Origin of the sequence: Microbulbifer harenosus (assembly GCF_005771435.1) — a bacterium.
Classification (GTDB): Bacteria; Pseudomonadota; Gammaproteobacteria; order Pseudomonadales; family Cellvibrionaceae; genus Microbulbifer; species Microbulbifer harenosus.
Map to the genome: position 1 here is coordinate 62,584 of NZ_VANI01000007.1, position 25,274 is coordinate 87,857.

Here is a 25,274-nt window from a genome sequence, read left to right on the forward strand (position 1 = left end):
CCCCTCGTGTTTAATCGCTACACAGCAGGCGGCGGTTTGCCCAGTGAGCAGCCACCAACAGACTGGCGCCGATTGTGCTGACCACCAATTCCCAGTGCCCTTCAAGTCCCAAGGCCACCGCAAGCATCAGTATCGACACCCCGGAAAAGCCAGCAATCATCACTGCGGGACGCCGATGTTGGCGACAAGCCGCAGGAAAGCTCACCAAAGCAATGAGTACTGCCAGCGCCAGCAGCACCAAGTGCAGCATCTCGTCTTATACAACGGCACTCAGCACTCCCGCGCCTCCCAGCACAACAAGTAGTGGCGCTGTCAGGCAGTGCAGCAAGCACAGACCTGTAACAAAAATGCCCGCGGTATCTTTCATCTTCATTTCTCCGCTTAGCAATGGGATAACAGGGCTTGGTGTAGATCGGGCGTTACACGATGATTCCCACACAAGTATGATACAGTGTATCATATCAATCAGGAGATGAAAGCGGTCTCGGCGTCCCCCCTCTGGACATCGCCGAGACTGCCAATAAACACGTGGCGACGCCACCTTCAGCCCAATATGGAGATCCCCGCATGCGAGAGCGCCTGCCCGTCACCGTTCTTTCCGGCTTTTTAGGCGCCGGCAAAACCACCCTGTTGAATCAAATTCTCAACAATCGCGACGCCCTGCGCGTAGCGGTAATCGTCAATGACATGAGCGACGTCAATATCGATGCCGGGCTCGTCAACAATGAAATACGCCTCAACCGCACAGAGGAAAAGCTCGTCGAAATGAGCAATGGCTGCATCTGCTGCACACTGCGGGAAGACCTGCTGGTAGAGGTCGCGAGACTGGCGGAAGAAGGTCGCTTTGACTGCCTGGTAATTGAATCCACCGGCATTTCCGAACCTCTGCCAGTTGCGGAAACCTTTACTTTCGCGGATGAAGAGGGGAATAGCCTCTCCGAAATTGCACGGCTGGACACGATGGTCACAGTAGTCGACGGGGCGAATTTCCTCCGGGATTACCGCGCGGCGCAGTCATTGAAGGAAGCTGGCGAATACCTGAGCGATGAGGATGAGCGCAATGTAGCCGATCTGCTTGTAGACCAGGTTGAGTTCTGCGATATCCTGCTCATCAGTAAAGTCGATTTGATTGATGCACAACACCTGGAGGAGTTAAAGGCGGTGCTGCGCGGCCTCAATACCCGCGCGGAAATCCTGCCGATGGAGAAAGGCAATATACCCATCGACAAAGTCGTGAACACCGGAAAATTCAATTTTGAACAGGCGCAACAGGCACCGGGATGGCTGAAAGAAATGCGCGGAGAACATATTCCGGAGAGTGAAGAATACGGAATTACCAGCTTTACCTACCGCGCGCGCCGTCCGTTCCATCCGCAACGCGTGCACGACTTCTTTACCAATCCGCAACTCAGTGGTCGACTGCTGCGCTCCAAAGGTTTTTTCTGGCTGGCCAGCCGCCCGGATTACGCGGGTTCGTGGAGCCAGGCCGGCGGCATCGCCCAGCACGGGGCAGCGGGGTATTTCTGGAGCGCGGTGCCGCGAAATGAATGGCCAGAGAATACGGAGCAGCAGCAGTACATTCTCGACCACTGGCAGGAACCCTTTGGCGATAGACGCCAGGAGCTGGTATTTATCGGTCAGAACCTGACACCGGACTGGCTGCAGCGAAAGCTCGATGAATGCCTGTTGGACGATGTGGAAATGGATGCAGGAGAAGTTGTCTGGCGAACCTTTGCGGATCCGTTTCCCAGCTGGGATTAGCCGTCGACAGCCGGTCGATGCGGCATATGTCCGTACACCTTATGTTTCAACGCAACCTCAACTCAGGTTTCGATAAAATCCCCTCCATTCGGGTGAACTACCTGGCCGGTGAGATAGGAAGCGTCTCTGCTGGCCAGAAAGACAAAACAGGTGGCAACCTCACAGGGCTGGCCAGCCCGCCCCATTGGGGTGCCGCTACCAAAGTCCGCCACGTCTTCTGCAGAAAAGGTCGCAGCTATCAGCGGTGTCCATATCGGTCCCGGTGCCACACCATTCACCCGTATGCCACGATTTACCAAGGACTTCGCCAAAGAGCGGGTAAACGTGGTGACCGCACCCTTAGTGCTGGAATAGTCAATTAAATGCTGACTGCCGCGGTAGGCCGTTACCGATGTGGTATTCAGGATCACACCGTCGCTGGGCAAATGCTTAAGCGCTGCCTGGGAAAAATAGAAAAAATGAAAAAGGTTGGTTGCGTAGGTGTCCGTTAGCTGCTGAGCAGAGATATCTTCAATATCTTCGGTCGGGTGCTGCTGAGCGGCGTTGTTCAGCAGAATATCCAGGCGACCAAAGTTCTCGACGGCACGTTTGACACAGTCCTGGCAAAACGCTTCGTCACGCACATCGCCTGACAACAACAGGCACCGACGTCCCTCACTCTCGACCAGTGCTCTGGTTTCGGCCGCGTCTTCGTCTTCATTCAGGTAGACGATGGCCACATCCGCCCCCTCACGGGCGAAGTGCACGGCCGTAGCGCGGCCGATACCGCTGTCGCCTCCGGTGATCAGCGCGACCCTTCCTACCAGCTTGTCACTTCCTCGATAATCATCGCGAATAAATACCGGCCGCGGTTCCATGGCGTGTTCGCGCCCTGGCTGTTTTTTCTGACTCTGTGCTGGCCGCTTTTTCTGCTGCCTGCTAAAATCGTCCGACATTTTTCTTCCCTGACATTCTCACTTGAATCTTACCTTAAGCTGATCGCGCAGCGGCTTTATGGATCAATGCCTTTTCTCACCAGGTCGCCCATAGCCTGCTTGCCTTTTCCAATCGCGCTGCATCCGAGATAGCGCAAAACACTCGGATTCTTGAGAAATTCAATTTCCGAGTAGTCTACGATTTGCCACTGATTGCCGGATGGATCGTAAAAATTCAGAAACTTTCCTTCAGCGATATCGATCTCTTGTTCATTCAGCAACTTTTCGACCCTATCCTTGTCATCCACAACAAGACCGAAATGCCGATGGTTGTCTTTGGCATCATCGGAGGATTTCATCAGGGCAATGAATTGATCACCCAGTTCAATAAATGCCATTTCATCACTTTTCGACCTAAGAGAGAAATCAAAAAAACGCTCCAAAAATTTTAACTCTTCCTCGATATCCCGAACTTCCAGTGCTACGTGATTGATACCGATCAATTTCGGCTTGCTGTCATTTGCCATTACCAGGTCCTGTGTTTATCGCACGTCCTGAAGTGCACTACGGTATTTTTCAGGAAGGTCGCCCTCACGAAACTGAATGTTTTCTGCATTTTCTGGCAGTTCAACAATCTGACTAAACTGGGAGCTACTCTCTTCGACTCTGGTAGGTTTTACTTCGTACTCGGTGCCGGTATCACTGCGCTCGGCGGTGTACCCGGAACGATGATAACCCTCTCTGGTTCGCTCATACTCGACTTTCACACCGAACACCTTTGAACCAGATTGCTTTTCGAAGTGGCCGACGTCCCGGCCTGTAACATCCCCTGCGATGTAGACACGCTTTACCTTTGGATATGTCGCAGAACCTTCCCCGCGGGTCGCCTGCTCCAGATCGTAGGTGACATACATCTCTTTCGCGCCGCCTTTGTATTTTGACTCTGTGGACTGATATCCGTTGGATTCACCTTCACTGCTCATTAGGCGTTCCCCCAGGATTCGTCGTAATCCGCTTCAGTGTCAATCTCTTCCGCACGCCGATTAATCTTGCGCGCCGTAATTCCAAATTCCTCTTCTGCGGTTTGGCGAATTTCACCAATGTCATCACCGAATTTTTCTTTCCAGGAGTGCGCGTGAGAGAGGGTGACCAGATAACCAGCACGCCGATACAGCTCGGTAAGTGCGGCCCGGTCACTTGCATCATCTACGTCATCGCGGATTTTAAGTGCCACTTCCCGCAAGTCGGTTTTGTTGTCAATGCCTTCATATATGTGCCTGTCATCTGCCATCACCTTGCCCTCAGTTTTTGCTTCCCAGCCTGTTCCGGTTCTTCCAATAGTAGAGGAACCAATTGGGCGATTAGCGCCAATGGACTATCTGAAGTCGATGATCCCGCCCCTTTCCCGTTCAGCGCCCTATCAGTTCATCGAGAAAATCCAGCAACAAGCGCACCTTGGGCGACAGATGGCGGTTATGCGGGTAAATTCCCCAGATGCCGTCATCTTCCTCGCGGTAATGCTCCAAGAGGGATACTAGCCGCCCCGCCCGCAGATCCTCGTCTACGTAATAATCCGGCAACTGCACAATACCGATCCCCTTCAGCGCGGCATCCACCAGTGCGCGTCCGCTGTTACAGCGGATACTGCCGCTGACGCGGATATTCCGGGAGCGGCCCTGTTCGCGGAAGCGCCAGTAATCCAGAGTGCCGGGCAGGCAATTGTGCTGCCCCAGCTCCGACAGACTCTGGGGCTCGCCGTGAGTAGAGAGGTAGTGCGGGGAGGCGCAGACGTAGAGGGTGCGCGAGCCCAGTCTTCGCGCCATCATGCTGGAATCCGTGAGCTTGCCGAGGCGGATGGCGAGGTCGTACCCCTCTGCCACCAGGTCGAGTTTCTGGTTAGTCAGCTCCATCTCCACCTGCAAATCGGGGTAGCGCAGGGCAAAGTCATTCACCAACGGTGCCAGAGTGGCCTCGCCATAGGTAACTGGCGCTGTCAGCCGCAATCGTCCCCGCGGCACCTGCTGCAGATCAGTCACCGCGCGCTCCGCCTCCGCGAGCGCATCCAATACCTGGCGGCAGTGCTGGTAGTACACCTGCCCCACTTCCGTCACCGATACCCTGCGTGTGGTGCGGTACAGCAGCTTGGCGGAAAGCCTGGTCTCCAGCGCACTTACTTGGCGACTAACCTGGGCGGTGGATATCCCCAGCTTGCGCGCCGCACTGGTAAAACTGCCAGCCTCTGCCACGGCCACGAATTCACTCACGCCTTCCCAGTTGCCCACGTTCACTCTCCGCTCCGTTCTCCAGTCACACCTTATGGCCCGCTGTGGTGCCATCTTATCTTTACCTATATGTAAAGATGAATTTCGATTTCGCATGATTATAAGCGGTATGGAAATAGATAGACTGCGCTCCATCCGGCGGCAGAACGCCGCCTCCAATGAACAGGAGCCCGCTATGAACGAGACCATTAAATCCAGAGCCGCCGTCGCCTGGGGCCCGGGCAAACCGCTGTCCATCGAAGAAATCGACGTCATGCCGCCCCAGGCCGGCGAAGTGCGTATCCGCGTGATCGCCTCCGGTGTTTGTCATACCGATGCGTTCACGCTCTCCGGGGACGATCCGGAGGGCATTTTCCCGGCGATTCTCGGCCACGAGGGGGGCGGTATCGTCGAGTCCGTGGGTGAAGGTGTGACCAGCGTTGCGGTGGGAGACCATGTCATTCCGCTGTACACCCCCGAGTGCGGCGAGTGCAAATTCTGCAAATCCGGCAAGACCAACCTGTGCGGCAAGATCCGCGATACCCAGGGCAAGGGGCTGATGCCAGACGGCACCACCCGTTTTTCCAAAGGCGGCAAACCCATCTACCACTACATGGGCTGCTCCACCTTCTCCGAGTACACCGTGCTGCCGGAAATCTCCCTGGCCAAGGTCAACAAGACCGCGCCGCTGGAGGAAGTCTGTCTGCTGGGCTGCGGTGTCACCACCGGTATGGGCGCGGTAATGAACACCGCCAAGGTAGAGGAAGGTGCGACCGTAGCCATCTTCGGCCTCGGCGGCATTGGGCTGTCTGCGGTGATTGGCGCGGCGATGGCCAGAGCCGGACGCATCATTGCGATCGACATCAATGAGAGCAAGTTCGATCTGGCGCGCCAGCTGGGCGCTACCGACTGCATTAACCCGAAGAACTACGACAAACCGATCCAGGAAGTCATTGTCGAACTGACCGACGGCGGTGTGGACTACTCGTTCGAATGTATCGGCAATGTCAACGTGATGCGATCCGCGCTTGAGTGCTGCCACAAGGGTTGGGGTGAATCGATCATCATCGGCGTCGCGGGTGCCGGCCAGGAAATCTCCACCCGTCCATTCCAACTGGTCACCGGTCGGGTCTGGAAAGGTACCGCCTTTGGCGGAGTGAAGGGGCGCTCCGAATTACCGGACTATGTGGAGCGCTATCTCGCGGGAGAGTTCAATCTGAGTGATTTCATCACCCACACCATGGGACTGGACGGTATCAACGACGCTTTCGAGCTGATGCACAGTGGCGAGAGCATCCGTTCGGTGATTCATTTCGACCAGTGATTACCCGCTGCAATTGCGACGCCGTGAAGGTTACGACCAAAGCGACAGCTTCATCGAAGAGCACCCGCAGTTTCATGCACGTACCTGAGTATTTAATTCACGCGCGAAAAAATAAAACGCAAAGTAAAAAGCCGGGCATTAGCCCGGCTTTGCATTGCTCCAGCTGGATCTCAGTTAAATAATTCCATCAGACGACGCCCTGGCTCCGGCTCGCGCATAAACGCCTCCCCCACCAGAAACGCATCCACATTGTGTCCGCGCATCGCGGCCACATCGTCGGTGGTATGGATTCCACTTTCCGTTACCACAATGCGGTCGTCCGGAATCAGTTCCAGTAATTTAAACGTGGTTTCCAGCTGCACCTCGAAAGTGTGCAGATTGCGGTTATTGATACCGATCAGGCGGTTGGGTAACTTCAATGCGCGTTCAAGTTCAGCGCGATCGTGCACTTCCACCAACACATCCAACCCCAACTCCAGCGCCAAGTCATTGAGCGCGGTGAGCTGGGCGTCATCGAGACACGCGGCAATCAGCAGAATACAGTCTGCGCCGATGGCGCGGGCTTCATACACCTGATAGGGATCGACGATGAAGTCCTTGCGAATCACCGGCAGGCGCACCGCGTTGCGCGCCTGCTGCAGGTATTCGTCACTGCCTTGAAAATAATCCACATCGGTGAGCACCGACAGGCATGCGGCACCACCTTTTTCATAGCTGGTGGCAATTTCTGCAGGAATAAAATCCTCGCGAATGACACCCTTGCTGGGTGACGCTTTTTTGATTTCGGCGATCACCGCCGCCTCGCCCGCGGCAATCTTGCTTTCGATCGCACGCACGAATCCCCGGCAGGGTGGCTGCTGCAGAGCGCGCTGCTGCATTTCGTCCTGGGATACCGTCTGCTTGCGTTCGGCAATTTCTTCCCACTTGCGCTCGACGATGGTTTTCAGAATCGTTGGCGTATCCATGACTTCACTCTTTGAATGCGCTGGTAAAGGCTGCCAGCTCATTGATTTTCTCTCCGGCCAGGCCGCTGTAGATCGCGTCCTGGGCCATACTCACGCCCTCAGCGCGACTCGCGGCTACACCGCTCACATAGATGGCCATACCGGCGTTCATGGCTATGATATCAGCTGCCTTGTCACCAGCGGCGGTTTCGCGCTTGCCGAGAGCATCGCGGATCAGGGCCAGCGAGGCTTCTGAGCCGTCCACACAGAGGCCGTCGAGATTCTGGCGTTCGATGCCGAAGTCTTCCGGGGAGATGGTGACTTTTTTCAGCTGGCCATTCTTCAATTCCCAGCCGCGGGTATCGGCGGCGATGCTGATCTCGTCCAGACCGTCATCACTGTGCAGTACCATAGCATGCTCCGCCCCCAGGCTCTGCAACACTTCGGCGAGCACCCGGGTGTAGTGGGGATCGTAAACCCCAATTACCTGGCGCTTGACCCCGGCGGGGTTGGTGAGCGGCCCCAGCAGATTGAAAATAGTGCGCAGCCCCAGTGCTTTGCGAGCCCCGATCGCGTGGCGCATGGCGCTGTGATAGCTGGGTGCAAACATGAACCCCACCCCCACGCCGTCGATACAGCGGGCAACCTGCTCAGGGGTGAGCGGCAGGTAAATACCGGCTTTTTCCAGCAAGTCGGCGGCGCCGGAAGACGAGGAGACAGAGCGGTTGCCATGCTTGGCCACCCGCGCGCCAGCGGCGGCGGCAACAAAACTCGATGCGCTGGAAACATTGAACAGGTTGGCGCCGTCACCGCCGGTGCCGACGATATCCACCGCGTGGGTGTGATCGATCTCCACCCTGGTGGCGAGTTCGCGCATCACTTCCACGGCGCCGGTAATCTCTTCCACCGACTCACCGGCCATACGCAGCGCCACCAGAAACCCACCGATCTGCGCGTCTTCGGCCTCGCCCTGCATGATCTGGCCCATGGCTTCCCGCATTTCTTCGCGGGTGAGATGTTCGCCGTCCACCAGTTTGCCGATGGCCTGTTGGATATTCATTATTTTTGCTCCCCTTCCCTAAGTATTCGTACCCGGGGTTCGCAATTTCTCCGAACGTCAACGCGAAGGCGCTGATGCCGGTATCCGTTTGCGAGACCTTCTAAAACAGGGATGTTTTAGAAGAGCCCCCATGGATGGGTTCACGGCGTGTCTCGCAAACGGATACCGGCGGCAGTGCCGCCACCAATCCACCTACGAAGCACCATGAACTGGCAGAGCACTCAGGCTCAGCTCTCCAGAAAATTCCTCAACATATCGTGCCCGTGCTGGGTCAGGATCGATTCGGGATGGAACTGCACGCCTTCGACCGCCAGCTCGCGGTGGCGCAACCCCATAATCTCGTCGATCTCACCGTCTTCTGTCTCCGTCCAGGCGGTGATTTCCAGGCAATCCGGCAGGCTGCCCTTCTCCACCACCAGTGAATGATAGCGGGTGGCCTCAAACGGATTGGACAAGCCGTGAAACACACCGACATTGCTGTGCACAATCGGCGAGGTTTTGCCGTGCATCACCTGACGGGCGCGCACCACGCGACCACCGAACACCTGACCGATACTCTGGTGACCGAGACAAATACCCAGAATCGGCAGCTTCCCCGCATACGCGCGGATAGTATCCATGGAAATACCCGCCTCATTCGGCGTGCAGGGCCCGGGAGAAATCACGATTTTTTCCGGACTCAATGTTTCGATATCCGCAACGCTGATTTCATCGTTGCGCTTTACCACGACATCCGCACCCAGCTCCGCCAGATACTGCACCACGTTGAAGGTGAAGGAGTCGTAGTTGTCGATCATCAGGATCATGATTCAGTTCCCTTTTCTTGCGGCTTACCGTCTCCCAGGTCGCCCAGGCGCTTCTGCAAACGCGCGAGGGACTCCTGGGTTGCGCGCAGCTCGCGCAGAATTTCAGTCTGGCTCGGCGGCATGGAAAGTTCATCCAACCTCCGCAACTTGGCCTCTTCCAGATTGTTCAGCACCACCCCGATAAACAGGTTGATCATCACGAATGCACCCATCACCACAAAGCTGATGAAGTACACCCAGGCATAGGGCATGGACTCCATCGCGGTGTACATGATGTCTGTCCAGTCCTCGAAGGTGACGATGCGGAACAGGCTCAACAGCGCGATGGGCAGACTGCGCCAGTGGGTGGGGTCGATTTCGTGAAACAGGAAATAGCCGGCCACCGCGTAAATATAAAAGATGATGCCCATCAGCAGGCTGATATGGAACATGCTCGGCAGACTGCGCAGCAGCGTATCCACCAGCAGCCGCAACTCCGGAAAGGCGGACACCAGGCGCAACACCCGCAGCACGCGTACCAGTCGCGCCAGCGTCGCCATCGGCCCCGCGGCGGGGATCAGGCTCAGCACGATGATGGAGAAATCAAAACAGTTCCAGCCATTGGCGAAATAGCGCCAGGGGCGGTTGCCGTGGGCCGCGATCTTGATCGCCGCCTCCACCATGAAGGCCAGCAGGATCAGCTGATTGATGCCGTGCAGCACACCGCTGTAGCGCTCCAGAATCCATGTGGACGTTTCCAGCCCCACCACCAAGGCATTGACCGAAATCAGGGCAATAATGATCTGATTGAACAGCGGCAGATCCACCAGCTGGCGGCACTGATCCGCAAAACTTTTCTTGGCCGCTACTGAGACTTCATTCATCGGGAATACTTCTTCCAATGGTTACACAGCAAAAGTTATTGACCGGTGGCGATGGCCACGGCGCGGAATAGCGCCCGCGCCTTGTTCATGGTCTCATCCCACTCGGATTGTGGATCGGAATCCGCCACCAGGCCGGCACCGGCCTGCACGTATACTTTCCGGTCCTTGATAACCGCGGTGCGGATAGCAATCGCGGTGTCCATATTGCCGTTCCACGCCAGATAGCCCACGGCTCCGCCGTAGACCCCGCGTTTTTCCGGCTCCAGCTCGTCGATGATTTCCATCGCGCGAATTTTTGGTGCCCCCGATAAAGTGCCCGCCGGGTGCGCCGCACGCAGGGCGTCGATGGCACTGAATTCCGGGCGGATTCTGCCGGTAACGTTGGACACGATGTGCATCACGTGGGAGTAGCGCTCCACCACCATTTTTTCCGTGACCCGCACACTGCCGGTCTCGGCCACACGGCCCACGTCATTGCGACCGAGGTCGATCAGCATCAGGTGTTCGGCAACCTCCTTCGGGTCTGCCAGCAGATCCTGCTCCAGTGCCAGATCCTGCTCCTCGGTGGCTCCGCGACGGCGGGTACCGGCGATCGGGCGCACGGTCATATCGCCGTGTTCGAGGTGCACCAGGATCTCGGGGCTCGAGCCCACCACCTGGTGGTCGCCGAGGTCGAGGAAATACATATACGGTGAGGGGTTGAGGCTGCGCAGGGCACGGTAGAGATTGAGCGGCGGCACCGTGAACGGCGCCGACAGGCGCTGCGACGGCACTACCTGCATCACGTCGCCGGCCAGAATATATTCCTTAACCCGGTGCACCCCCTGCTTAAAGGCCGCTTCGCCGAAGTGGGAAGTGAAGGCGTCCTCGGCGGTGTGGTCACCATCAATGCCCAGCGGGTCAACTCTGGTCAGCGGCTGCGCCAGCTGCCCTACCAGTTCATCGAGGCGGCGCTGGGCCTGTTCCAGCGCGCCGGCCTGTGCCGGGTCCGCGTGCACGATGAAGATGACCGCGCCGGCGAGGTTGTCGAACACCACCAGCTCGTCGCTGACCATCAGCAAGATATCGGGGGTGCCGAGGGTATCCGGGGGGCAGCTGTGGGCGAGCTTGGGCTCCACGTAGCGCACGCAGTCGTAGCCGAAATAGCCGACCAGGCCGCCGTTGAAGCGCGGCAGGCCGCCGATTTCCGGCACTTTGTAGCGCTCCTTGAACGCCTCCACAAAGGCCAGCGGGTCTTCTACCCGGGCCTGTTCGATCACTTTGCCGTCGCGCTCGATGCTGACTTCATGGCCGATGGCGCGCAGCACGGTGCGCGCAGGCAGGCCGATGATGGAGTAGCGCCCCCACTTTTCCCCGCCCTGCACGGATTCGAACAGGTAGCTATAGCGACCGCCATCGCGGGCGGCGAGTTTCATATAGGTTGTTAGCGGGGTTTCGATGTCGGCCAGTACACGGCGGACGAGTGGTATGCGGTTGTATCCTGCAGACGCAAGTTGGGCGTATTCGCTGGGGGTCATGGCGACTCCGATCTGTGCAAAGCTTCGTTTTTTGTCGTGGGGTGTGGATTGCGCATCGTTTGAGGAATCCTACCCGCGGGAAAGGCGCCCGTCGGACCGGTTCTTGGTCTTCAGGCTGGCAGGATCAGTGGCGCCATCGCCAGCTGTTGATGTGGGGGGCAGTGCAGTTCAATGTCACTTTCTCGCAGCGTCGAGTTGCTTCCCGGTATTCGGTCGGCAAGTGTACAAATCTCTGGTAGAGGCGGCAAGCACCAGATTTTGTTGCTCCATTGCGGCCCTCTGCAGGCCTTTATGACCGAATGACAGGGAGTGGCGCCGGAGCGCCACTTACTAAGAACTTCAGACCTGCGCCAGTTCCGCCCGCATGGCCCGGATTACGTCAGCGTAGTCCTCGGCATTGAAAATCGCGGAGCCGGCGACGAAGCTGTCGGCACCCGCCTGGGCAATTTCACGGATGTTGTCCTTGGTGACGCCGCCGTCGATTTCGAGGCGGATGTCGAGGCCGGAGTCGTCGATGAGTTTGCGGGCCTCTTTGAGTTTGCCGAGGGTGGCGGGGATGAATTTCTGGCCGCCGAAGCCGGGGTTTACGGACATGAGCAGGATCATGTCGAGTTTGTCGAGTACGTATTTAGCGGCGTCGAGGCTGGAGGCGGGGTTGAATACGAGGCCGGCTTTGCAGCCCAGCGACTGGATCAGTTGCAGGGAGCGGTCGACGTGCCGGCTGGCTTCCGGGTGGAAGGTGATGTAGGTGGCGCCGGCGTCGGCGAACATGCGGATCATGTCGTCGACGGGTTCGACCATGAGGTGGACGTCGATGGGGGCTTCCACGCCGTGGTTGCGCAGGGCCTTGCAGACCATGGGGCCGATGGTGAGGTTGGGGACGTAGTGGTTGTCCATTACGTCGAAGTGCACCCAGTCGGCGCCGGCGGCGAGGACGTTGTCGACTTCTTCTCCCAGACGGGCGAAGTTGGCGGAGAGGATGGAGGGTGCAATTTTGTAGTCCGGCATTGTTCTCGTCTCGGTGCTTTGGTTTTTTGTGTCTCCGAGCTACTTGCTTTGTTTCAGCTCGGTAGCGGCCGGGCACCGGGGGAAGCTTTTCGAAACCGCTGTGAATACATCCATGTACGCTGCGTCGGCAACATCCCTGTTGCCGACGCTTTCGAAAAGCTTCCCCCGGCACCCGGCCTTCAATTCGGGTTTTCGTACTTCGTAAGCCGCTGTACTCCGGGCTTCGCGATTATTCAGCCCGCAGCCTTTCTTCCAGATTGTTCAGTCTTTCCGGCGTACCCACATCACACCAGTCACCCTCATACACTTCCGCCTGCATCAGGTCTTCATTGTGGGCGAAGACTTCGCCCAAGCCATAGCGCTCGCGCGCATTGGGGTAGCCGGTCAGTATTTCCGGTTTCAGATAGCTGATGCCAGCGAAGGTGTAGCGCGGTTTGGTGGTGCCAGAGAGCAGGCCGTTGTCGATTCCGAAGTCGCCCTCGGGGTTGTGCGGCGGGTTCGGCACCATCAGCAGGCGGCCCGGGCAGTTTTCCGGCAGTGGGTCCGCAATCCAACGGGAGAAGTCGAAGTCGCACCAGACATCGCCGTTAACCACCAGAAATGGCTCTTCCCCGAGCAGGGACAGCGCTTTCGTAATACCGCCAGCAGTTTCCAGCGGTTCGTTTTCCTCAGAGTAGCGGATGTCGAGTCCGAAGCGGTCGCCGCTGCCGAGGTGGTCGCGGATCCGGTGGCCCAGGTGCGCCAGGTTGATGACGACTTTGTTGACGCCGGCGGCAGCGAGGCGCTCGAGGGTGTATTCGATCAGGGGTTTGCCCAGCGCCGGGATCAGCGGTTTGGGCATGTGGTCGGTGAGCGGGCGCATGCGCCTGCCGAACCCGGCGGCGAGGACCATGGCCACGGGGGCGGTTGTCGGTGTTTTGCTCGGCTTGGCTGTCATTGCTGCTTGCTTCAGGAGGGCTCAGTTTCCGTGGGGCGGCGTTCGCCGGCGGTGCGGTAGTCGCGATACCAGTCCTGCTGCTCGATCAGCGGCAGTATTTCCGCGCGGAACCAGTCGGCGAAGGGTTGCATTTCCGGGTATTTGTCGCTGACTTCCAGGGTGTAGCGGATCACCAGGGGTAGGTCCGGCAGGTAGCCGTGTTTGCCGTCGCGCAGGTAGAGGCGCGGGAAGAGGCCGAGCACCTTCAAATGACGCTGCAGTCCAATCCAGTCAAACCAACGCAGGAAAGTTTCCGGTGCCACTTCGGGAATGATTCCGGCGTCGATGGCAGAGGAGGCGTAGGCGAGCGCCCAGTTTTCCACCTGTTCCCGCGGCCAGCGGATATAACAGTCCCGCAACAACGAGACAACGTCGTAGGTAACCGGGCCCCACACGGCGTCCTGGAAGTCCACCACCCCTGGGCGTTCGCCGTTGCGCAGCATCAGGTTGCGACTGTGGTAGTCGCGGTGTACCAGTACCTGCGGCTGGCTGCTGGCGCTGTCGAGCAGGTGGGCGAAGGTGCGCTCCAGCAGCTGGTGTTCCTCGGCGCTGAGTTCGCGCCCCAGCAGCTTGCCGATCAACCACTCCGGCAGCAGCGACATTTCCATGTGCAGCAGCTCGCGGTTGTAGGGCGGGAACAGGCCCTCGGCGCGCGGGATCTGCTGCAGGCACAGCAGTTCATTAATGACTTCGGCGTAGAGTCCGGTGGCGCTGTCGGGATTGAGCATCCGCAGCAGCTGGGTATCTCCCAGGTCTTCCAGCAGCATGTAGCCATGCTCGATGTCGGCGGCGATGACCAGCGGCGTGTGAATACCGTGCCGGCGCAGGTAATCGGCGAGGGCAACAAAGCGGTTGATGTTGGTCCTGCTCGGCGGCGAGTCTACGGCGATCAGCGCCGGTGTGGTATCGGTGCGGAAATAGCGACGGAAGCCTGCATCACCGGAGAGCGGGCTCAGACCGAGGACGTTTTCCAGCGGCGGCACACGAAGAACCTCATGCCCCGACTGCAGGGCGCGGGCAGCCCACTGGCGCAGCGCTTCGCGGCGCTCGTCGGGGGCCTGGGTTACACATTCATTCATCCGCCACCTGCTTTGTTCGGTACTGCCGGGATTGGTACTGCCGCTATGACGGGGGCACTCTCCACCCGCCTAAAAACTGTGCATTGTAACTGCGCTGGCGGCACGGATCACCCGCTATTGTTTCCATGGTTACGGCCATTCAAGTAGAATCGACCGCTGATTTTCGCGCACCGGCCTGGCGGCGGCGCCGTAAATTTCAGCCGTTGTCACAGGCTATGCCATTTAGCGCTACAACACTGGCTGAAGATACCAGGCGACATCGTCGCATCAGGATTGCGCCACTCGCCAACGGAACAGACCCTAAAGATAGCCGGAACCAATCATTCGATGCTGGAAGCTTCCCGCTGGCGCCGCCTCGCGCTGGCCATTGGACACGTAACACACCCGCGCACTCTCGCTTTCGGCCTTATTGCCGCCAACCCGCTGTGGCCGATGGCGGCGACCGCCGAATCGTCTTCCGGTGTCGTGGATGAACCCCAGCTGGTATCGCCATCGGCAAGCAATCCGTACCTGTATCTCGACTGGTTCCCCAGAAGCCAGTTGGACCCCCTGGAGCGCAGCCAACTGCCGTCGGTTTGCGGCGGCATGTTCATCGAGCCGCCACGCAACTACCCCAATGCCAACCTGCTCCCGGAGGAAGCACCGCTGCGTGCCACCTCCGACAGCTCCAACTGGCTGGAAGACGGAACCGCACAACTGCGCGGCAATGTGCACATTACCCAGGGCTACCGCCAGCTGTTCGCCGATCAGGTAGATGTGAACCGCGAGGAGAGCACCGCCTACCTGAGCGGCGCGATCGAGATGCGCGAGCCCAGCCTGCTGGTGCGGGGCAAAGCTGCCGAGATTCACACCGATAGCAAGGCGGCGTCCATTGAAGACGCCACCTACGTGGTGCACGACGAATTCGTGCACGGTTCCGCCCGCTTCGCCTCCCGCGAGGCCAGCGGTGAGTTGATTCTGACCGAAGGCAGCTACACGCGCTGCGAACCGGACGACGTTTTCTGGCGTATGACCGGTGGCGAGATCACCATCAACAACGTCGAGCGCCAGGGCACCGCGCGCAATGTGCGCCTGGAAATCGCCGATGTGCCGGTATTCTATTTCCCCTACCTGCGCTTCCCGGTGGGCAGCGAGCGCATGTCAGGTTTTCTGTTCCCGAGCGTCAGCAACAGCGAAGAAAACGGCTGGGATATTGCCATCCCCTACTACTGGAATATCGCCCCACAGCTGGATGCAACCATCATCCCCCGTTATATACAGTACCGCGGCACCGGGCTGGAACTGGAAACCCGTCACCTGAGCCCATGGTTCAGCACCGAATTGCGCATGGCCGGCCTGCCCGACGACAAGGGTGGCAACGACGATGATGCACAGCGCCTCATCAATGAAGGCTTCCCGGAGGATCTGGTGCTGCCCGCCAAGGGCGAGGATCGCTGGTTTGTGAACCTGGATCAGCTGGGTGGCAACGGCGGCCCGTGGCGCACACGTATTGACTACACCAAAGTCAGCGACGCGGACTACTTCCGCGATCTGGACAATGCCGAGCTGGAAACCCCGCGAATCACCAGTCCGCGTACGCTCACTGCGCTCAATCAGTCCGCCGAGGCCAGCCTCGCCAGCGAGCACTGGTTCGCGAGCGTGCGCGCTCAGGAATACCAGCAACTGGTCAAGGATCGCTTTGATACCTTCAGCCAGCTGCCGCGGGTCAATTTCAACGGCAACTACAAATGGGATGACTGGCAGCTGCTGATGCACCACGAAGTCACCAGCTTCGATCACGCCGATACCCAGACCATCCGCTTTATTGCCGATGTGGACAACCCGAACAGCGAAACCTCGCTGACGCGGAATTTCGTCAATGCCAGACGCGCCCGGGTCGATTACAGCTTTGGCTGGGACAAGCAGTGGCTGTGGGGCTTCTTCAACCCGAAAGTTACCGGTATCTATCTCGGTTACGAACTGGACGAAACCTTCCTCGCCGATCCCGCCCACAACACGCCGGAAGCCTCTGCCGCCCAGTTCACCATCGACAGCGGCCTGTTCTTCGAACGCTACGGCACTCTGCTGCAGCGGGAATATGTGCAGACGCTGGAACCGCGCCTGTTCCTGATGGCGAGCAGCGACGCCGACCAGAGCGATTTCCTGAACGTGAGCACCAGCAACAGCGATGGCGGCAACGACCTGCTGTACGATACCTCGCTGTTCACCTTCAGCTATGACCAACTGTTCCGCGACAGCCGCTTCAACGGCAATGACCGCATTGATGACGCCGACCGCGCCGCCTTCGGCCTCACCACCCGCTTCATCGACCCGCGCAGCGGGCGCGATCTGTTCGCCGCCAGTGCCGGGCAGATCTTCTACTCCGAGAGCAGCCGAATCGAACTGGCGAATTTCATCCAGGACGTTCCCCGCTCCGAGTTCGCCGCGCGCCTTGAGAGCCGCCCCACCGATGCCCTGCGTATCAGCAGCGAAGTGATCTACCACGACACAGACCACACCATCAATCGCGGCAACGTCACCCTGCGCTATCTGGACAACGATTTCCGCCTGTTCAATGTGGGCTATCGCTACCTGCGCAAGGAAGAAATTTACGACACCACCGACTCCTACCTGATACAGGGCCCAGTGAAGCAGGGGGATGTATCCGCGGCCTGGCCCATTAACAACAGGCTGTCCATCCTCGCCCGGGCCGCATACGATTTCACCTTCGACCGGGAACTGGAGTACCTGGCGGGACTCGAATACGACACGTGCTGTTACCGCACCCGGCTGCTGTGGCGCCGGGAGCTGGATAACGACCTGGCGGACGTGGTGCCCCCGGAAGAGCTGCAATTCGACGAAGGCATCTATATTGAACTGCAGCTGAAGGGCCTCGCCGGCATCGGCGGTTCCGTGACCCGTATGCTCAGCCAGGGCATTGCCAACTTTGACCAGAGAGAAGTACTGAAACAGTGATGACAATAATGCAGATGTTCAACTTCCCCCGCCGCGGTGCACTTGTCGCCGCCGCCCTGTGCGCCTGTTGCGCCCTCGCCCTGCCCGCCCAGGCACAGGTGCAGAAGCTCGACCGGGTGGTGGCGGTCGTGGATGACGACGTGGTCATGGCCAGCGAACTGCAACAGCGCATGAACACCATCACCCAGCAGATCGCCGCCCAGAACGTACAGGCCCCACCCATCGATATTCTCCGCCGCCAGGTGCTGGAGCAGCTGATTATCGAGCGCCTGCAGCTGCAGATGGGCGCCCGCGCCGGCGTCACCATCCCCGAGGAAGAGTTGGATCAGGCCATCGCCCGGGTGCAGCAGAACATGAACGTGTCCCCCGCAGAGTTCCAACAGAAGCTGGAAGCAGACGGCATCTCCAACAATGCCTTCCGCCAGCAGATCCGCCAGGAGATGATCATCCGCCGCGTGGAGCAGGGTAGCGTGGCCCGCCGTATCCAGATTACCGATCAGGACATCAACAACTTCCTGCGCTCCAAAGAGGGCGAGTTCTGGAAGTCGCCTCAGTACCAGCTCGGCCACATCCTCATCCCAGTCGGCTCCAGCGCACCGGCGGAAGAAGTGGCCGCGGCCCGCGCCAAGGCAGACGAGGTGTACGAAAAAGCCACCAAAGGGGAAGACTTCCGCGCGCTGGCCATTTCCAACTCCGCCGGCCAGAACGCCCTCCAGGGCGGCGATCTGGGGTGGCGCAAAACGGTGGAGCTGCCCACGCTGTTTTCCGACGCCCTTGACGGGGTAAAAGTGGGCGAGACCACCAAGCCCTTCCGCAGCGACGCCGGTTTCCACCTGCTGAAAATTCACGAGCAGCGCGGCGCCACCGAGCAAGTGGTCGAGCAAACCAAGGTGCGTCACATTCTGGTGAAGACCTCCGCCATTCGCGACGACGATGCCGCCTACAAACTGTTGGTGGACCTGCGCAGCAAGATCGAGGCGGGCGAGCTCAAGTTTGAAGACGCCGCCAAAGAAAACTCCGAGGACATAGGCACCATGCTCCAGGGCGGAGACCTGGGCTGGTCCAACCCCGGACAGTTCGTCCCGGAATTCACCCAGGCCATGGACAACACCCCCGTGGGTGAAATCACCATGCCCTTCCGCAGCCAGTTTGGCTGGCACATTCTGCAGGTCGAAGGCCGCCGCCAGCAGGACATGACAGACCAGTACATCCGCAATCAGGCCGCCAACCTGCTGCGCAACCGCCGCTACGAGGAAGAGCTGCAGAACTGGCGCCAGGAAATCCGCGACCAGGCCTACGTGGAAATCAAACTGCCGGAGCTGCAGGACCCATCCCAGTCCGCAAGCGACGACGCCAAAGGCACAAGCGAACGTCAATAACCGGTTTTGAACCCGCGATGATCCCCCGTATTGCATTCACTCCCGGCGAGCCCGCCGGGATAGGCCCGGAACTCGCCGTCAAACTGGCGAGCTCCCCGCGTACGCCAGACATCGCCGGTGCGCAGATCATCGCCATTGCCGACCCCGAACTGCTGCAGCAGGAAGCCGCCCGGCAGGGTAAACCCCTGCAACTGCTGGCGTTCGATCCCGCGCAGCCCGCCGAGGCCACGCCGGAAGGCAGCCTGCATATTCTGGCGGTTACCCTCGCGGAGCCTTCCAGCCCCGGGCAACTCAACCCAGCCAACGGCCCCTATGTGCTCGAAACCCTGCGGGTCGCGGCCGAGGGCTGCAAGGACCGAACCTTCGACGCCATCGTCACCGGCCCGGTGCACAAAGGTGTGATCAACGACGCCGGTATCCCGTTCAGCGGCCACACCGAGTATTTCGCCGAGCAAGCCGGGATTGAAAAAGTGGTGATGATGCTCGCCGCCGACGACCTGCGGGTGGCACTGGCCACCACTCACCTGCCCCTGAAGGAGGTGAGCGACGCCATCAGCGGGGAATCCCTGCAGCAGGTGCTCACCATTCTCAACCGCAGCCTGCAGCAGCAATTCCGTATTGAGCGCCCGCGCATCGGCGTTTGCGGCCTCAATCCCCACGCCGGCGAAGGCGGCCACCTGGGGCGCGAGGAAATCGAGATCATTGAACCGGCGCTGAATGCCCTGCGCGCACTGGGCCTCGATCTCATTGGCCCGCTGCCCGCCGATACCCTGTTCACCCCGCCGCAACTGGCGCGCTGTGACGCAGTCCTTGCCATGTACCACGACCAGGGGCTGCCGGTGTTAAAATTCAAGGGTTTCGGGCGCGCCATTAATATCACGCTGGGGCTGCCGCTTATCCGCACCTCGGTGGATCACGGCACCGCACTCAATATTGCCGGCCAGGGCATTGCCGATACCGGCAGCCTGATCGCCGCCCTGAGCCAGGCCATCGAACTGGTCCAGCTGCGCCATATCTAATTACCCCTTGTAGGAGCCTGCTCGCAGGCGAACAACCCAATCCATGGACAACTTTTTCCAACACAAGGCGCGCAAGCGCTTCGGCCAGAATTTTCTCGTCGACGAGAACATCATCGAGCGCATCGTGCGCGCCATCGGCCCCAAGGACACCGACAAACTGGTGGAAATCGGCCCCGGCCAGGGCGCCATTACCGCGCTGCTGCTGGACAAGTGCCCTTCGCTGACCGCGGTGGAACTGGACCGCGACCTGATTCCGATGCTGCAGTTCAAGTTTCGCGATTTCCCCGACTTCACCATCATCGAGAAGGATGCGCTGAAATTCGATTTCGGTAGCCTCGCGCAGGGCGAAGGTGAGCAACTGCGCATCGTCGGCAACCTGCCTTACAACATTTCCACACCGCTGCTGTTTCACCTGCTGAGTTTCCGCGGCAAGGTGAAAGACATGCATTTCATGCTGCAGAAGGAAGTGGTGGACCGCCTGAGCGCCGTACCGGGCGCCAAGTCCTACGGACGCCTGAGTGTGATGACCCAGTACCACTGCCGTGTGCAGGGACTCTTCCCGGTGCCACCGCAGTCTTTCCGCCCGGCTCCCAAGGTGGATTCCGCCATCGTGCGCCTGATTCCCCACCAGACACTGCCGCACCCGGCGCAGGACGAAGCCCTGCTCGAACGCATCGTCAGCGTCGCCTTCCAACAGCGCCGCAAGACCCTGCGCAATGCACTGAAACCGCTGTTCCCGGAGCTTGACCCGGAGCAGCTGCCAGTGGACGCCAGCCGTCGCCCGGAAACCCTGAGCGTGAAGGAGTATGTGGAGCTGGCGGACTTCTGCGGCAGCCTCACACCGTCACCGGATCAACCGCAGTAAACGGGGCAGACGTTGGCAACTTACGCAATCGGCGATATCCAGGGCTGCCTGGAACCACTCGAGAGACTGCTGAAAAAAATCCGCTTTGACCCGGACAGGGACAAGCTGTGGCTGGCCGGCGACATGGTGCACCGCGGCCCCGACAGCCTCGGCACCCTGCGCTTCCTGTATCGGCACCGTCACCAGATCACCGCGGTGCTCGGCAATCACGACCTGCACCTGCTGGCCATCGCCCACGGTGCCAAACGCCTCACCGACAAGGAGTACGACCTGGCAGAAGTACTGCGTGCAAAAGACGCGGACGTTTTGCTGGGTTGGCTGCAGGATCAGCCGCTGATGGTGCACAAGAAAGTCGCCGATAAATATTTTTCCATGGTGCACGCCGGCATCCCCCCCATGTGGAGCATGAGCAAGGCGCTGGAACTGGCAGGCGAAGTGCACCGGGCGCTGCGCGACCCGGCCATGACCAAGGCGTATTTCTACGGCATGTACGGCAATGAGCCCCACAAGTGGAGCGACCACCTGATCGGCGTCGAGCGCCTGCGCTCAATTACCAATTACTTCACGCGCATGCGTTTCTGCAAAGCCGACGGCACCCTCGATCTCGTCACCAAACAGGGACCGCTGGCAGCACACCACGACTACAAACCCTGGTTCAGTTTCAAAGAGCGCAAAACAAAGGACGACCGGATCATCTTCGGCCACTGGGCCGCGCTGGAAGGGGAAGCGCACACCAGGAATGTGTATGCGTTGGATACGGGGTGTGTGTGGGGTGGTTATCTGACCGCGATGCGGCTGGATGATGAGGAATTTTTCTGTGCGGATTGCACCTTCTGAATCCGTAAAGAAAAACGGGCCCGAGAGCCCGCTTCGAATAAACAATCCAGGGTAACGACTTAATCGGCATATCCCTGCGGATTCTGCGACTGCCAGCGCCAGGTGTCTTCTACCATGCGCTTCAAATCGAATTCCGCCTTCCAGCCCAGCTCTTGTTCTGCGTAGGCCGGGTCGGCATAGCACTCGGCGATATCGCCCGGGCGGCGCGGTACGATGCTGTAGGGGATTTTCCTGTCCGCAGCCGCGGCAAACGCGCGCACGATTTCCAGCACCGAGCTGCCGCGACCCGTGCCCAGATTGTAGGTGTAGCAACCGGCATCGGTTTCCGCCTTCTGCAGCTTGTTCAGCGCGGCCAGATGGCCTCGGGCCAGATCCACCACATGGATGTAATCGCGTACGCCGGTACCGTCTGGCGTAGGGTAATCGTCACCGAAAACCTGAAGTTGCGGCAAACGCCCCACTGCCACTTGGGCCACGTAGGGCAACAGGTTATTGGGAATACCCGCAGGATCTTCGCCGATGGCACCGCTCTGGTGCGCGCCAATCGGGTTGAAATAGCGCAGCAGACTGATTTTCCAGGCATTGCCCGGCGCCTTGCACAGGTCGCGCAGGATGTCTTCCACCATCAACTTGCTGGCACCGTAAGGATTGGTGGCGCCGGTAGGAAAGTCTTCGCGGATAGGCACGCTGGCCGGGTCGCCGTAGACGGTGGCGGAGGAACTGAAAATCAGCTGGTGCACGCCGAACTCCTGCATCACCTCGCACAGAGTAAGCGTACCTGCAACATTATTCTGGTAATAGCGCAGCGGTTGGGAAACCGACTCGCCAACGGCCTTGAGCCCGGCAAAATGGATCACGGCAGAGACGGTATGTGTGCGGAAAACTTCCCGCAGCGCTTCGGCATCGCGGATATCCACAGGGTGAAAATGCACGGATTTGCCGGTAATCATTTCTACCCGTGCCAGAGCCGTTTCACTGCTGTTACACAGGTTGTCTACCACCACCGGCTCTATGCCGGCCTCCAGCAATTCTACGCAGGTGTGACTGCCGATATAGCCGGCGCCTCCGGTTACCAGAACCTTCATAATCTTCCTTTTTTGTTCATTTCATTCCGCAATATTGCGGCCCCAGGCCAGCCCCGGTTTACTCCGCCAGTCTGACAGACAGGGATGCGATGTATTTTACGCGGCAAACGCCCTTCGCAAAACTGACGCCAGTTTCAACCCATCTTTTGCCGATCTGCCGTGGAAGGTCCCAGCGCTGACTATCCTGAAGGTGCGGGGACGACTGTCCCCCTGTTGCGACAGCAGCATCGTCGCGCAATCAATAGGTAATAAAGTTAGCGTTCTCGCGCGCCGGCATTCACTGGCATTCGTTGCGGGATGTTTTCGCGGTCATTACACGCTGCAGCGCAGTCGGCCCTCCACGGCAGGAGACCGATTACTGGCGCGGTACGCTACAGGGAGTCGTACACCATGTCGATATTCAATCACTACCTGGAACGCTACGAGTCGATTCAGGAAGAAGAACTCACCATCCAGGAGTATCTGGAGCTGTGCAAGAACGACCGCAGCGCCTATGCCTCTCCCGCGGAGCGCATGTTGATGGCCATCGGTGAAGCCGAGCTGATCGACACCTCCCGCGACCCCCGACTCTCGCGCATTTTCTCCAACAAGGTCATCAAGCGCTACAAGGCGTTCAGTGAATTTTATGGAATGGAGGAGGCCATTGAGCAGATCGTCTCCTTCTTCCGCCATGCGGCCCAGGGACTGGAAGAGAAGAAACAGATCCTGTATCTGCTGGGCCCGGTGGGCGGCGGCAAATCCTCGCTGGCGGAGCGCCTGAAGGCGCTGATGGAGCAGATCCCGATTTATGCGATCAAGGGCTCGCCGGTGTTTGAATCCCCTCTCGCGCTGTTTTCGCCCAACGAGGACGGCCAGATCCTGGAGGAGGACTACGGCATTCCGCGCCGCTACGTGAACACCATCATGTCTCCCTGGGCGGTCAAGCGCCTGCACGAGTACAAGGGCGACATCAGCAAATTCAAGGTGGTGAAGATCCGGCCGTCCATTCTCGATCAAATCGCAATCGCCAAAACCGAACCCGGTGATGAAAACAACCAGGATATATCGTCCCTGGTGGGCAAGGTGGACATCCGCAAGCTGGAAGATTTTCCACAGAATGACCCGGATGCCTACAGTTTCTCCGGCAGCCTGTGCCGTTCCAATCAGGGCCTGATGGAATTCGTGGAGATGTTCAAGGCGCCCATCAAGGTGCTGCATCCGCTGCTGACCGCCACCCAGGAAGGTAACTACAACAGCACCGAGGGTCTCGGCGCCATTCCGTTCAACGGCGTGATCCTCGCCCACTCCAATGAATCCGAGTGGCAATCTTTCCGCAATAACCGCAACAACGAAGCCTTCCTCGACCGCATTTATATCGTCAAGGTGCCCTACTGTCTGCGGGTTAAGGAAGAGATCAAGATTTACGACAAGCTACTGGAACACAGCTCACTGGCCAAAGCGCCCTGCGCACCGGACACACTGCGGATGCTGGCCCAGTTTTCAGTGCTGTCGCGAATCAAGATTCCGGATAATTCCAGCGTCTTCTCAAAGATGCGTGTTTATGACGGAGAAAACCTGAAAGACACAGACCCGAAAGCAAAAACCATACAGGAATACCGCGACAACGCCGGTGTAGATGAAGGCATGAATGGCCTGTCCACCCGTTTCGCGTTCAAGATCCTGTCCAAGGTGTTTAACTTCGACGCAACCGAAGTGGCGGCCAACCCGGTGCACCTGTTGTATGTTCTCGAGCAGCAGATTGAGCAGCAACAGTTCCCGCCGGAACAGCAGGAAAATTACCTGGGTTTCATCAAGGAGTATCTGGCACCACGCTATGTGGAATTCATCGGCAAGGAAATCCAGACCGCCTATCTCGAGTCCTACGCGGAATACGGTCAAAACCTGTTCGACCGATACGTAACTTACGCCGACTTCTGGATTCAGGATCAGGAGTATCGCGATCCGGAAACCGGTGAGATTCTCGACCGCGCCGCGCTGAACGAGGAGCTGGAAAAAACCGAGAAACCCGCAGGTATTTCCAATCCGAAAGATTTCCGCAACGAGATCGTCAACTTCGTGCTGCGCGCCCGCGCGGGCAATCAGGGAAAAAATCCCGACTGGCGCTCTTACGAGAAACTGCGCGCGGTGATCGAGAAGAAGATGTTCTCCAACACCGAGGATCTGCTGCCGGTTATCTCGTTCAACACCAAGGCGTCGGCAGACGACCAGAAGAAACACGCGGACTTTGTCGCACGGATGGTCGAGCGCGGTTATACCGAGAAGCAGGTGCGATTGCTTTCCGAGTGGTATCTGCGGGTGCGTAAATCTCAGTGATCCAGACAGATGGTTCCGGCGAAATTCAGTGGCGGCGCAGGTGCCGATAAGGTTTTGCGAGACACGCCGTGAACCCATCCATGGGGGCTTGTCCGTCGGGTCCCTCCGACGGACAGTCTCGCAAAACCTTATCGGCACCTCCACCTTCGCATCCGCCAGCATCGCCCCGAACTTCTCCGGAAACTGGTTCTTGATCAATGAATTCAGGTAAAAGAGAAGAAGTTAAATGCGAAGGCCCTGGTGCCGGGGGCAGTTTGTGAGACCGTCTGCGGCCTGGATGGCCGCAGCCGAGCCCCCAGGGATGGGTT

23 protein-coding genes are annotated in these 25,274 nt (G+C 58.9%); 8 read left to right on the forward strand and 15 right to left on the reverse strand.

Translation table 11 applies throughout. The annotated features are described in order from the left end of the window. Positions 1-10 precede the first annotated feature (10 nt). Complete coding sequence (locus tag FDY93_RS06870) at positions 11-241, reverse strand: MerC family mercury resistance protein (RefSeq protein WP_171018919.1); 231 nt, start codon at positions 239-241, stop codon at positions 11-13. A gap of 326 nt (positions 242-567) precedes the next feature. On the opposite strand from FDY93_RS06870, the gene zigA reads away from it, so the two are divergent. Then, complete coding sequence (gene zigA / locus FDY93_RS06875) at positions 568-1,761, forward strand: zinc metallochaperone GTPase ZigA (RefSeq protein ID WP_138235015.1); 1,194 nt, start codon at positions 568-570, stop codon at positions 1,759-1,761. A gap of 62 nt (positions 1,762-1,823) precedes the next feature. On the opposite strand, the gene FDY93_RS06880 is transcribed toward zigA, so the two are convergent. The 5 genes from FDY93_RS06880 to FDY93_RS06900 all read right to left on the reverse strand — a co-directional run bounded on the left by FDY93_RS06880 (position 1,824) and on the right by FDY93_RS06900 (position 4,957). Next, on the reverse strand, positions 1,824-2,696 hold the full coding sequence (locus FDY93_RS06880; RefSeq protein WP_138235016.1) for an SDR family oxidoreductase: 873 nt from the start codon (positions 2,694-2,696) through the stop codon (positions 1,824-1,826). Positions 2,697-2,752: 56 nt separating this feature from the next. Then, complete coding sequence (locus FDY93_RS06885; RefSeq protein ID WP_138235017.1) at positions 2,753-3,202, reverse strand: VOC family protein; 450 nt, start codon at positions 3,200-3,202, stop codon at positions 2,753-2,755. 15 nt (positions 3,203-3,217) lie between these two features. Continuing rightward, positions 3,218-3,658 (reverse strand): hypothetical protein, encoded by a 441-nt coding sequence (locus FDY93_RS06890; protein WP_138235018.1) that lies wholly within the window; start codon positions 3,656-3,658, stop codon positions 3,218-3,220. Then, positions 3,658-3,969, reverse strand: a complete 312-nt coding sequence (locus tag FDY93_RS06895) for a hypothetical protein (RefSeq protein WP_138235019.1) — start codon at positions 3,967-3,969, stop codon at positions 3,658-3,660. Before FDY93_RS06895 ends, FDY93_RS06890 begins: the two co-directional genes overlap by 1 nt. Positions 3,970-4,084: 115 nt before the next feature. Next, positions 4,085-4,957 carry a LysR substrate-binding domain-containing protein gene (locus FDY93_RS06900; protein WP_138235020.1) on the reverse strand — a complete coding sequence of 291 codons (873 nt, stop codon included), beginning with the start codon at positions 4,955-4,957 and terminating at the stop codon, positions 4,085-4,087. A 175-nt stretch (positions 4,958-5,132) separates the two neighbouring features. On the opposite strand from FDY93_RS06900, the gene FDY93_RS06905 reads away from it, so the two are divergent. Further along, positions 5,133-6,260 carry an S-(hydroxymethyl)glutathione dehydrogenase/class III alcohol dehydrogenase gene (locus FDY93_RS06905; protein WP_138235021.1) on the forward strand — a complete coding sequence of 376 codons (1,128 nt, stop codon included), beginning with the start codon at positions 5,133-5,135 and terminating at the stop codon, positions 6,258-6,260. Between the two features lie 170 nt (positions 6,261-6,430). Here FDY93_RS06905 and trpC read toward each other — a convergent pair whose 3' ends face one another. The 8 genes from trpC to FDY93_RS06950 all read right to left on the reverse strand — a co-directional run bounded on the left by trpC (position 6,431) and on the right by FDY93_RS06950 (position 14,513). Next, positions 6,431-7,225, reverse strand: coding sequence for an indole-3-glycerol phosphate synthase TrpC (trpC, locus tag FDY93_RS06915; RefSeq protein ID WP_138235022.1), 795 nt, complete (start codon positions 7,223-7,225; stop codon positions 6,431-6,433). Between the two features lie 4 nt (positions 7,226-7,229). Further along, on the reverse strand, positions 7,230-8,264 hold the full coding sequence (gene trpD / locus FDY93_RS06920) for an anthranilate phosphoribosyltransferase (RefSeq protein ID WP_138235023.1): 1,035 nt from the start codon (positions 8,262-8,264) through the stop codon (positions 7,230-7,232). A 227-nt stretch (positions 8,265-8,491) separates the two neighbouring features. Next, positions 8,492-9,070, reverse strand: coding sequence for an anthranilate synthase component II (locus FDY93_RS06925; RefSeq protein WP_138235024.1), 579 nt, complete (start codon positions 9,068-9,070; stop codon positions 8,492-8,494). Beyond that, complete coding sequence (locus tag FDY93_RS06930) at positions 9,067-9,933, reverse strand: ion transporter (RefSeq protein ID WP_138235025.1); 867 nt, start codon at positions 9,931-9,933, stop codon at positions 9,067-9,069. The genes FDY93_RS06925 and FDY93_RS06930 overlap by 4 nt, the downstream gene beginning before the upstream one ends. A gap of 35 nt (positions 9,934-9,968) precedes the next feature. Next, positions 9,969-11,450, reverse strand: coding sequence for an anthranilate synthase component I (trpE, locus tag FDY93_RS06935; RefSeq protein WP_138235026.1), 1,482 nt, complete (start codon positions 11,448-11,450; stop codon positions 9,969-9,971). Positions 11,451-11,789: 339 nt separating this feature from the next. Then, complete coding sequence (gene rpe, locus FDY93_RS06940; protein ID WP_138235027.1) at positions 11,790-12,458, reverse strand: ribulose-phosphate 3-epimerase; 669 nt, start codon at positions 12,456-12,458, stop codon at positions 11,790-11,792. A 229-nt stretch (positions 12,459-12,687) separates the two neighbouring features. Beyond that, positions 12,688-13,395: an N-acetylmuramate alpha-1-phosphate uridylyltransferase MurU gene (gene murU / locus FDY93_RS06945; RefSeq protein ID WP_138235028.1), complete on the reverse strand. Its 708-nt coding sequence runs from the start codon at positions 13,393-13,395 to the stop codon at positions 12,688-12,690. A gap of 11 nt (positions 13,396-13,406) precedes the next feature. Further along, the gene (locus tag FDY93_RS06950) at positions 13,407-14,513 is read right to left on the reverse strand and encodes an aminoglycoside phosphotransferase family protein (RefSeq protein ID WP_138235029.1); all 1,107 of its coding nucleotides are present in this window, start codon (positions 14,511-14,513) and stop codon (positions 13,407-13,409) included. A gap of 327 nt (positions 14,514-14,840) precedes the next feature. Here FDY93_RS06950 and FDY93_RS06955 point away from each other — a divergent pair, with 327 nt between their 5' ends. Genes FDY93_RS06955 through FDY93_RS06975 form a run of 5 tightly spaced genes read left to right on the forward strand, consistent with a single transcriptional unit; the run spans position 14,841 to position 21,568 of the window. Further along, positions 14,841-17,468: an LPS-assembly protein LptD gene (locus FDY93_RS06955; protein ID WP_138235030.1), complete on the forward strand. Its 2,628-nt coding sequence runs from the start codon at positions 14,841-14,843 to the stop codon at positions 17,466-17,468. Next, on the forward strand, positions 17,468-18,847 hold the full coding sequence (locus FDY93_RS06960; RefSeq protein ID WP_138235031.1) for a peptidylprolyl isomerase: 1,380 nt from the start codon (positions 17,468-17,470) through the stop codon (positions 18,845-18,847). The genes FDY93_RS06955 and FDY93_RS06960 overlap by 1 nt, the downstream gene beginning before the upstream one ends. A gap of 17 nt (positions 18,848-18,864) precedes the next feature. After that, the gene (gene pdxA, locus FDY93_RS06965) at positions 18,865-19,866 is read left to right on the forward strand and encodes a 4-hydroxythreonine-4-phosphate dehydrogenase PdxA (protein ID WP_138235032.1); all 1,002 of its coding nucleotides are present in this window, start codon (positions 18,865-18,867) and stop codon (positions 19,864-19,866) included. 43 nt (positions 19,867-19,909) lie between these two features. After that, positions 19,910-20,731 carry a 16S rRNA (adenine(1518)-N(6)/adenine(1519)-N(6))-dimethyltransferase RsmA gene (gene rsmA / locus FDY93_RS06970; protein WP_138235033.1) on the forward strand — a complete coding sequence of 274 codons (822 nt, stop codon included), beginning with the start codon at positions 19,910-19,912 and terminating at the stop codon, positions 20,729-20,731. Positions 20,732-20,743: 12 nt separating this feature from the next. Next, positions 20,744-21,568: a symmetrical bis(5'-nucleosyl)-tetraphosphatase gene (locus FDY93_RS06975; protein ID WP_138235034.1), complete on the forward strand. Its 825-nt coding sequence runs from the start codon at positions 20,744-20,746 to the stop codon at positions 21,566-21,568. Positions 21,569-21,627: 59 nt separating this feature from the next. On the opposite strand, the gene galE is transcribed toward FDY93_RS06975, so the two are convergent. Beyond that, positions 21,628-22,653 carry a UDP-glucose 4-epimerase GalE gene (gene galE, locus FDY93_RS06980; RefSeq protein ID WP_138235035.1) on the reverse strand — a complete coding sequence of 342 codons (1,026 nt, stop codon included), beginning with the start codon at positions 22,651-22,653 and terminating at the stop codon, positions 21,628-21,630. Between the two features lie 390 nt (positions 22,654-23,043). On the opposite strand from galE, the gene FDY93_RS06985 reads away from it, so the two are divergent. Then, positions 23,044-24,966, forward strand: coding sequence for a PrkA family serine protein kinase (locus tag FDY93_RS06985; RefSeq protein WP_138235036.1), 1,923 nt, complete (start codon positions 23,044-23,046; stop codon positions 24,964-24,966). The last annotated feature ends 308 nt before the right edge of the window (positions 24,967-25,274 follow it).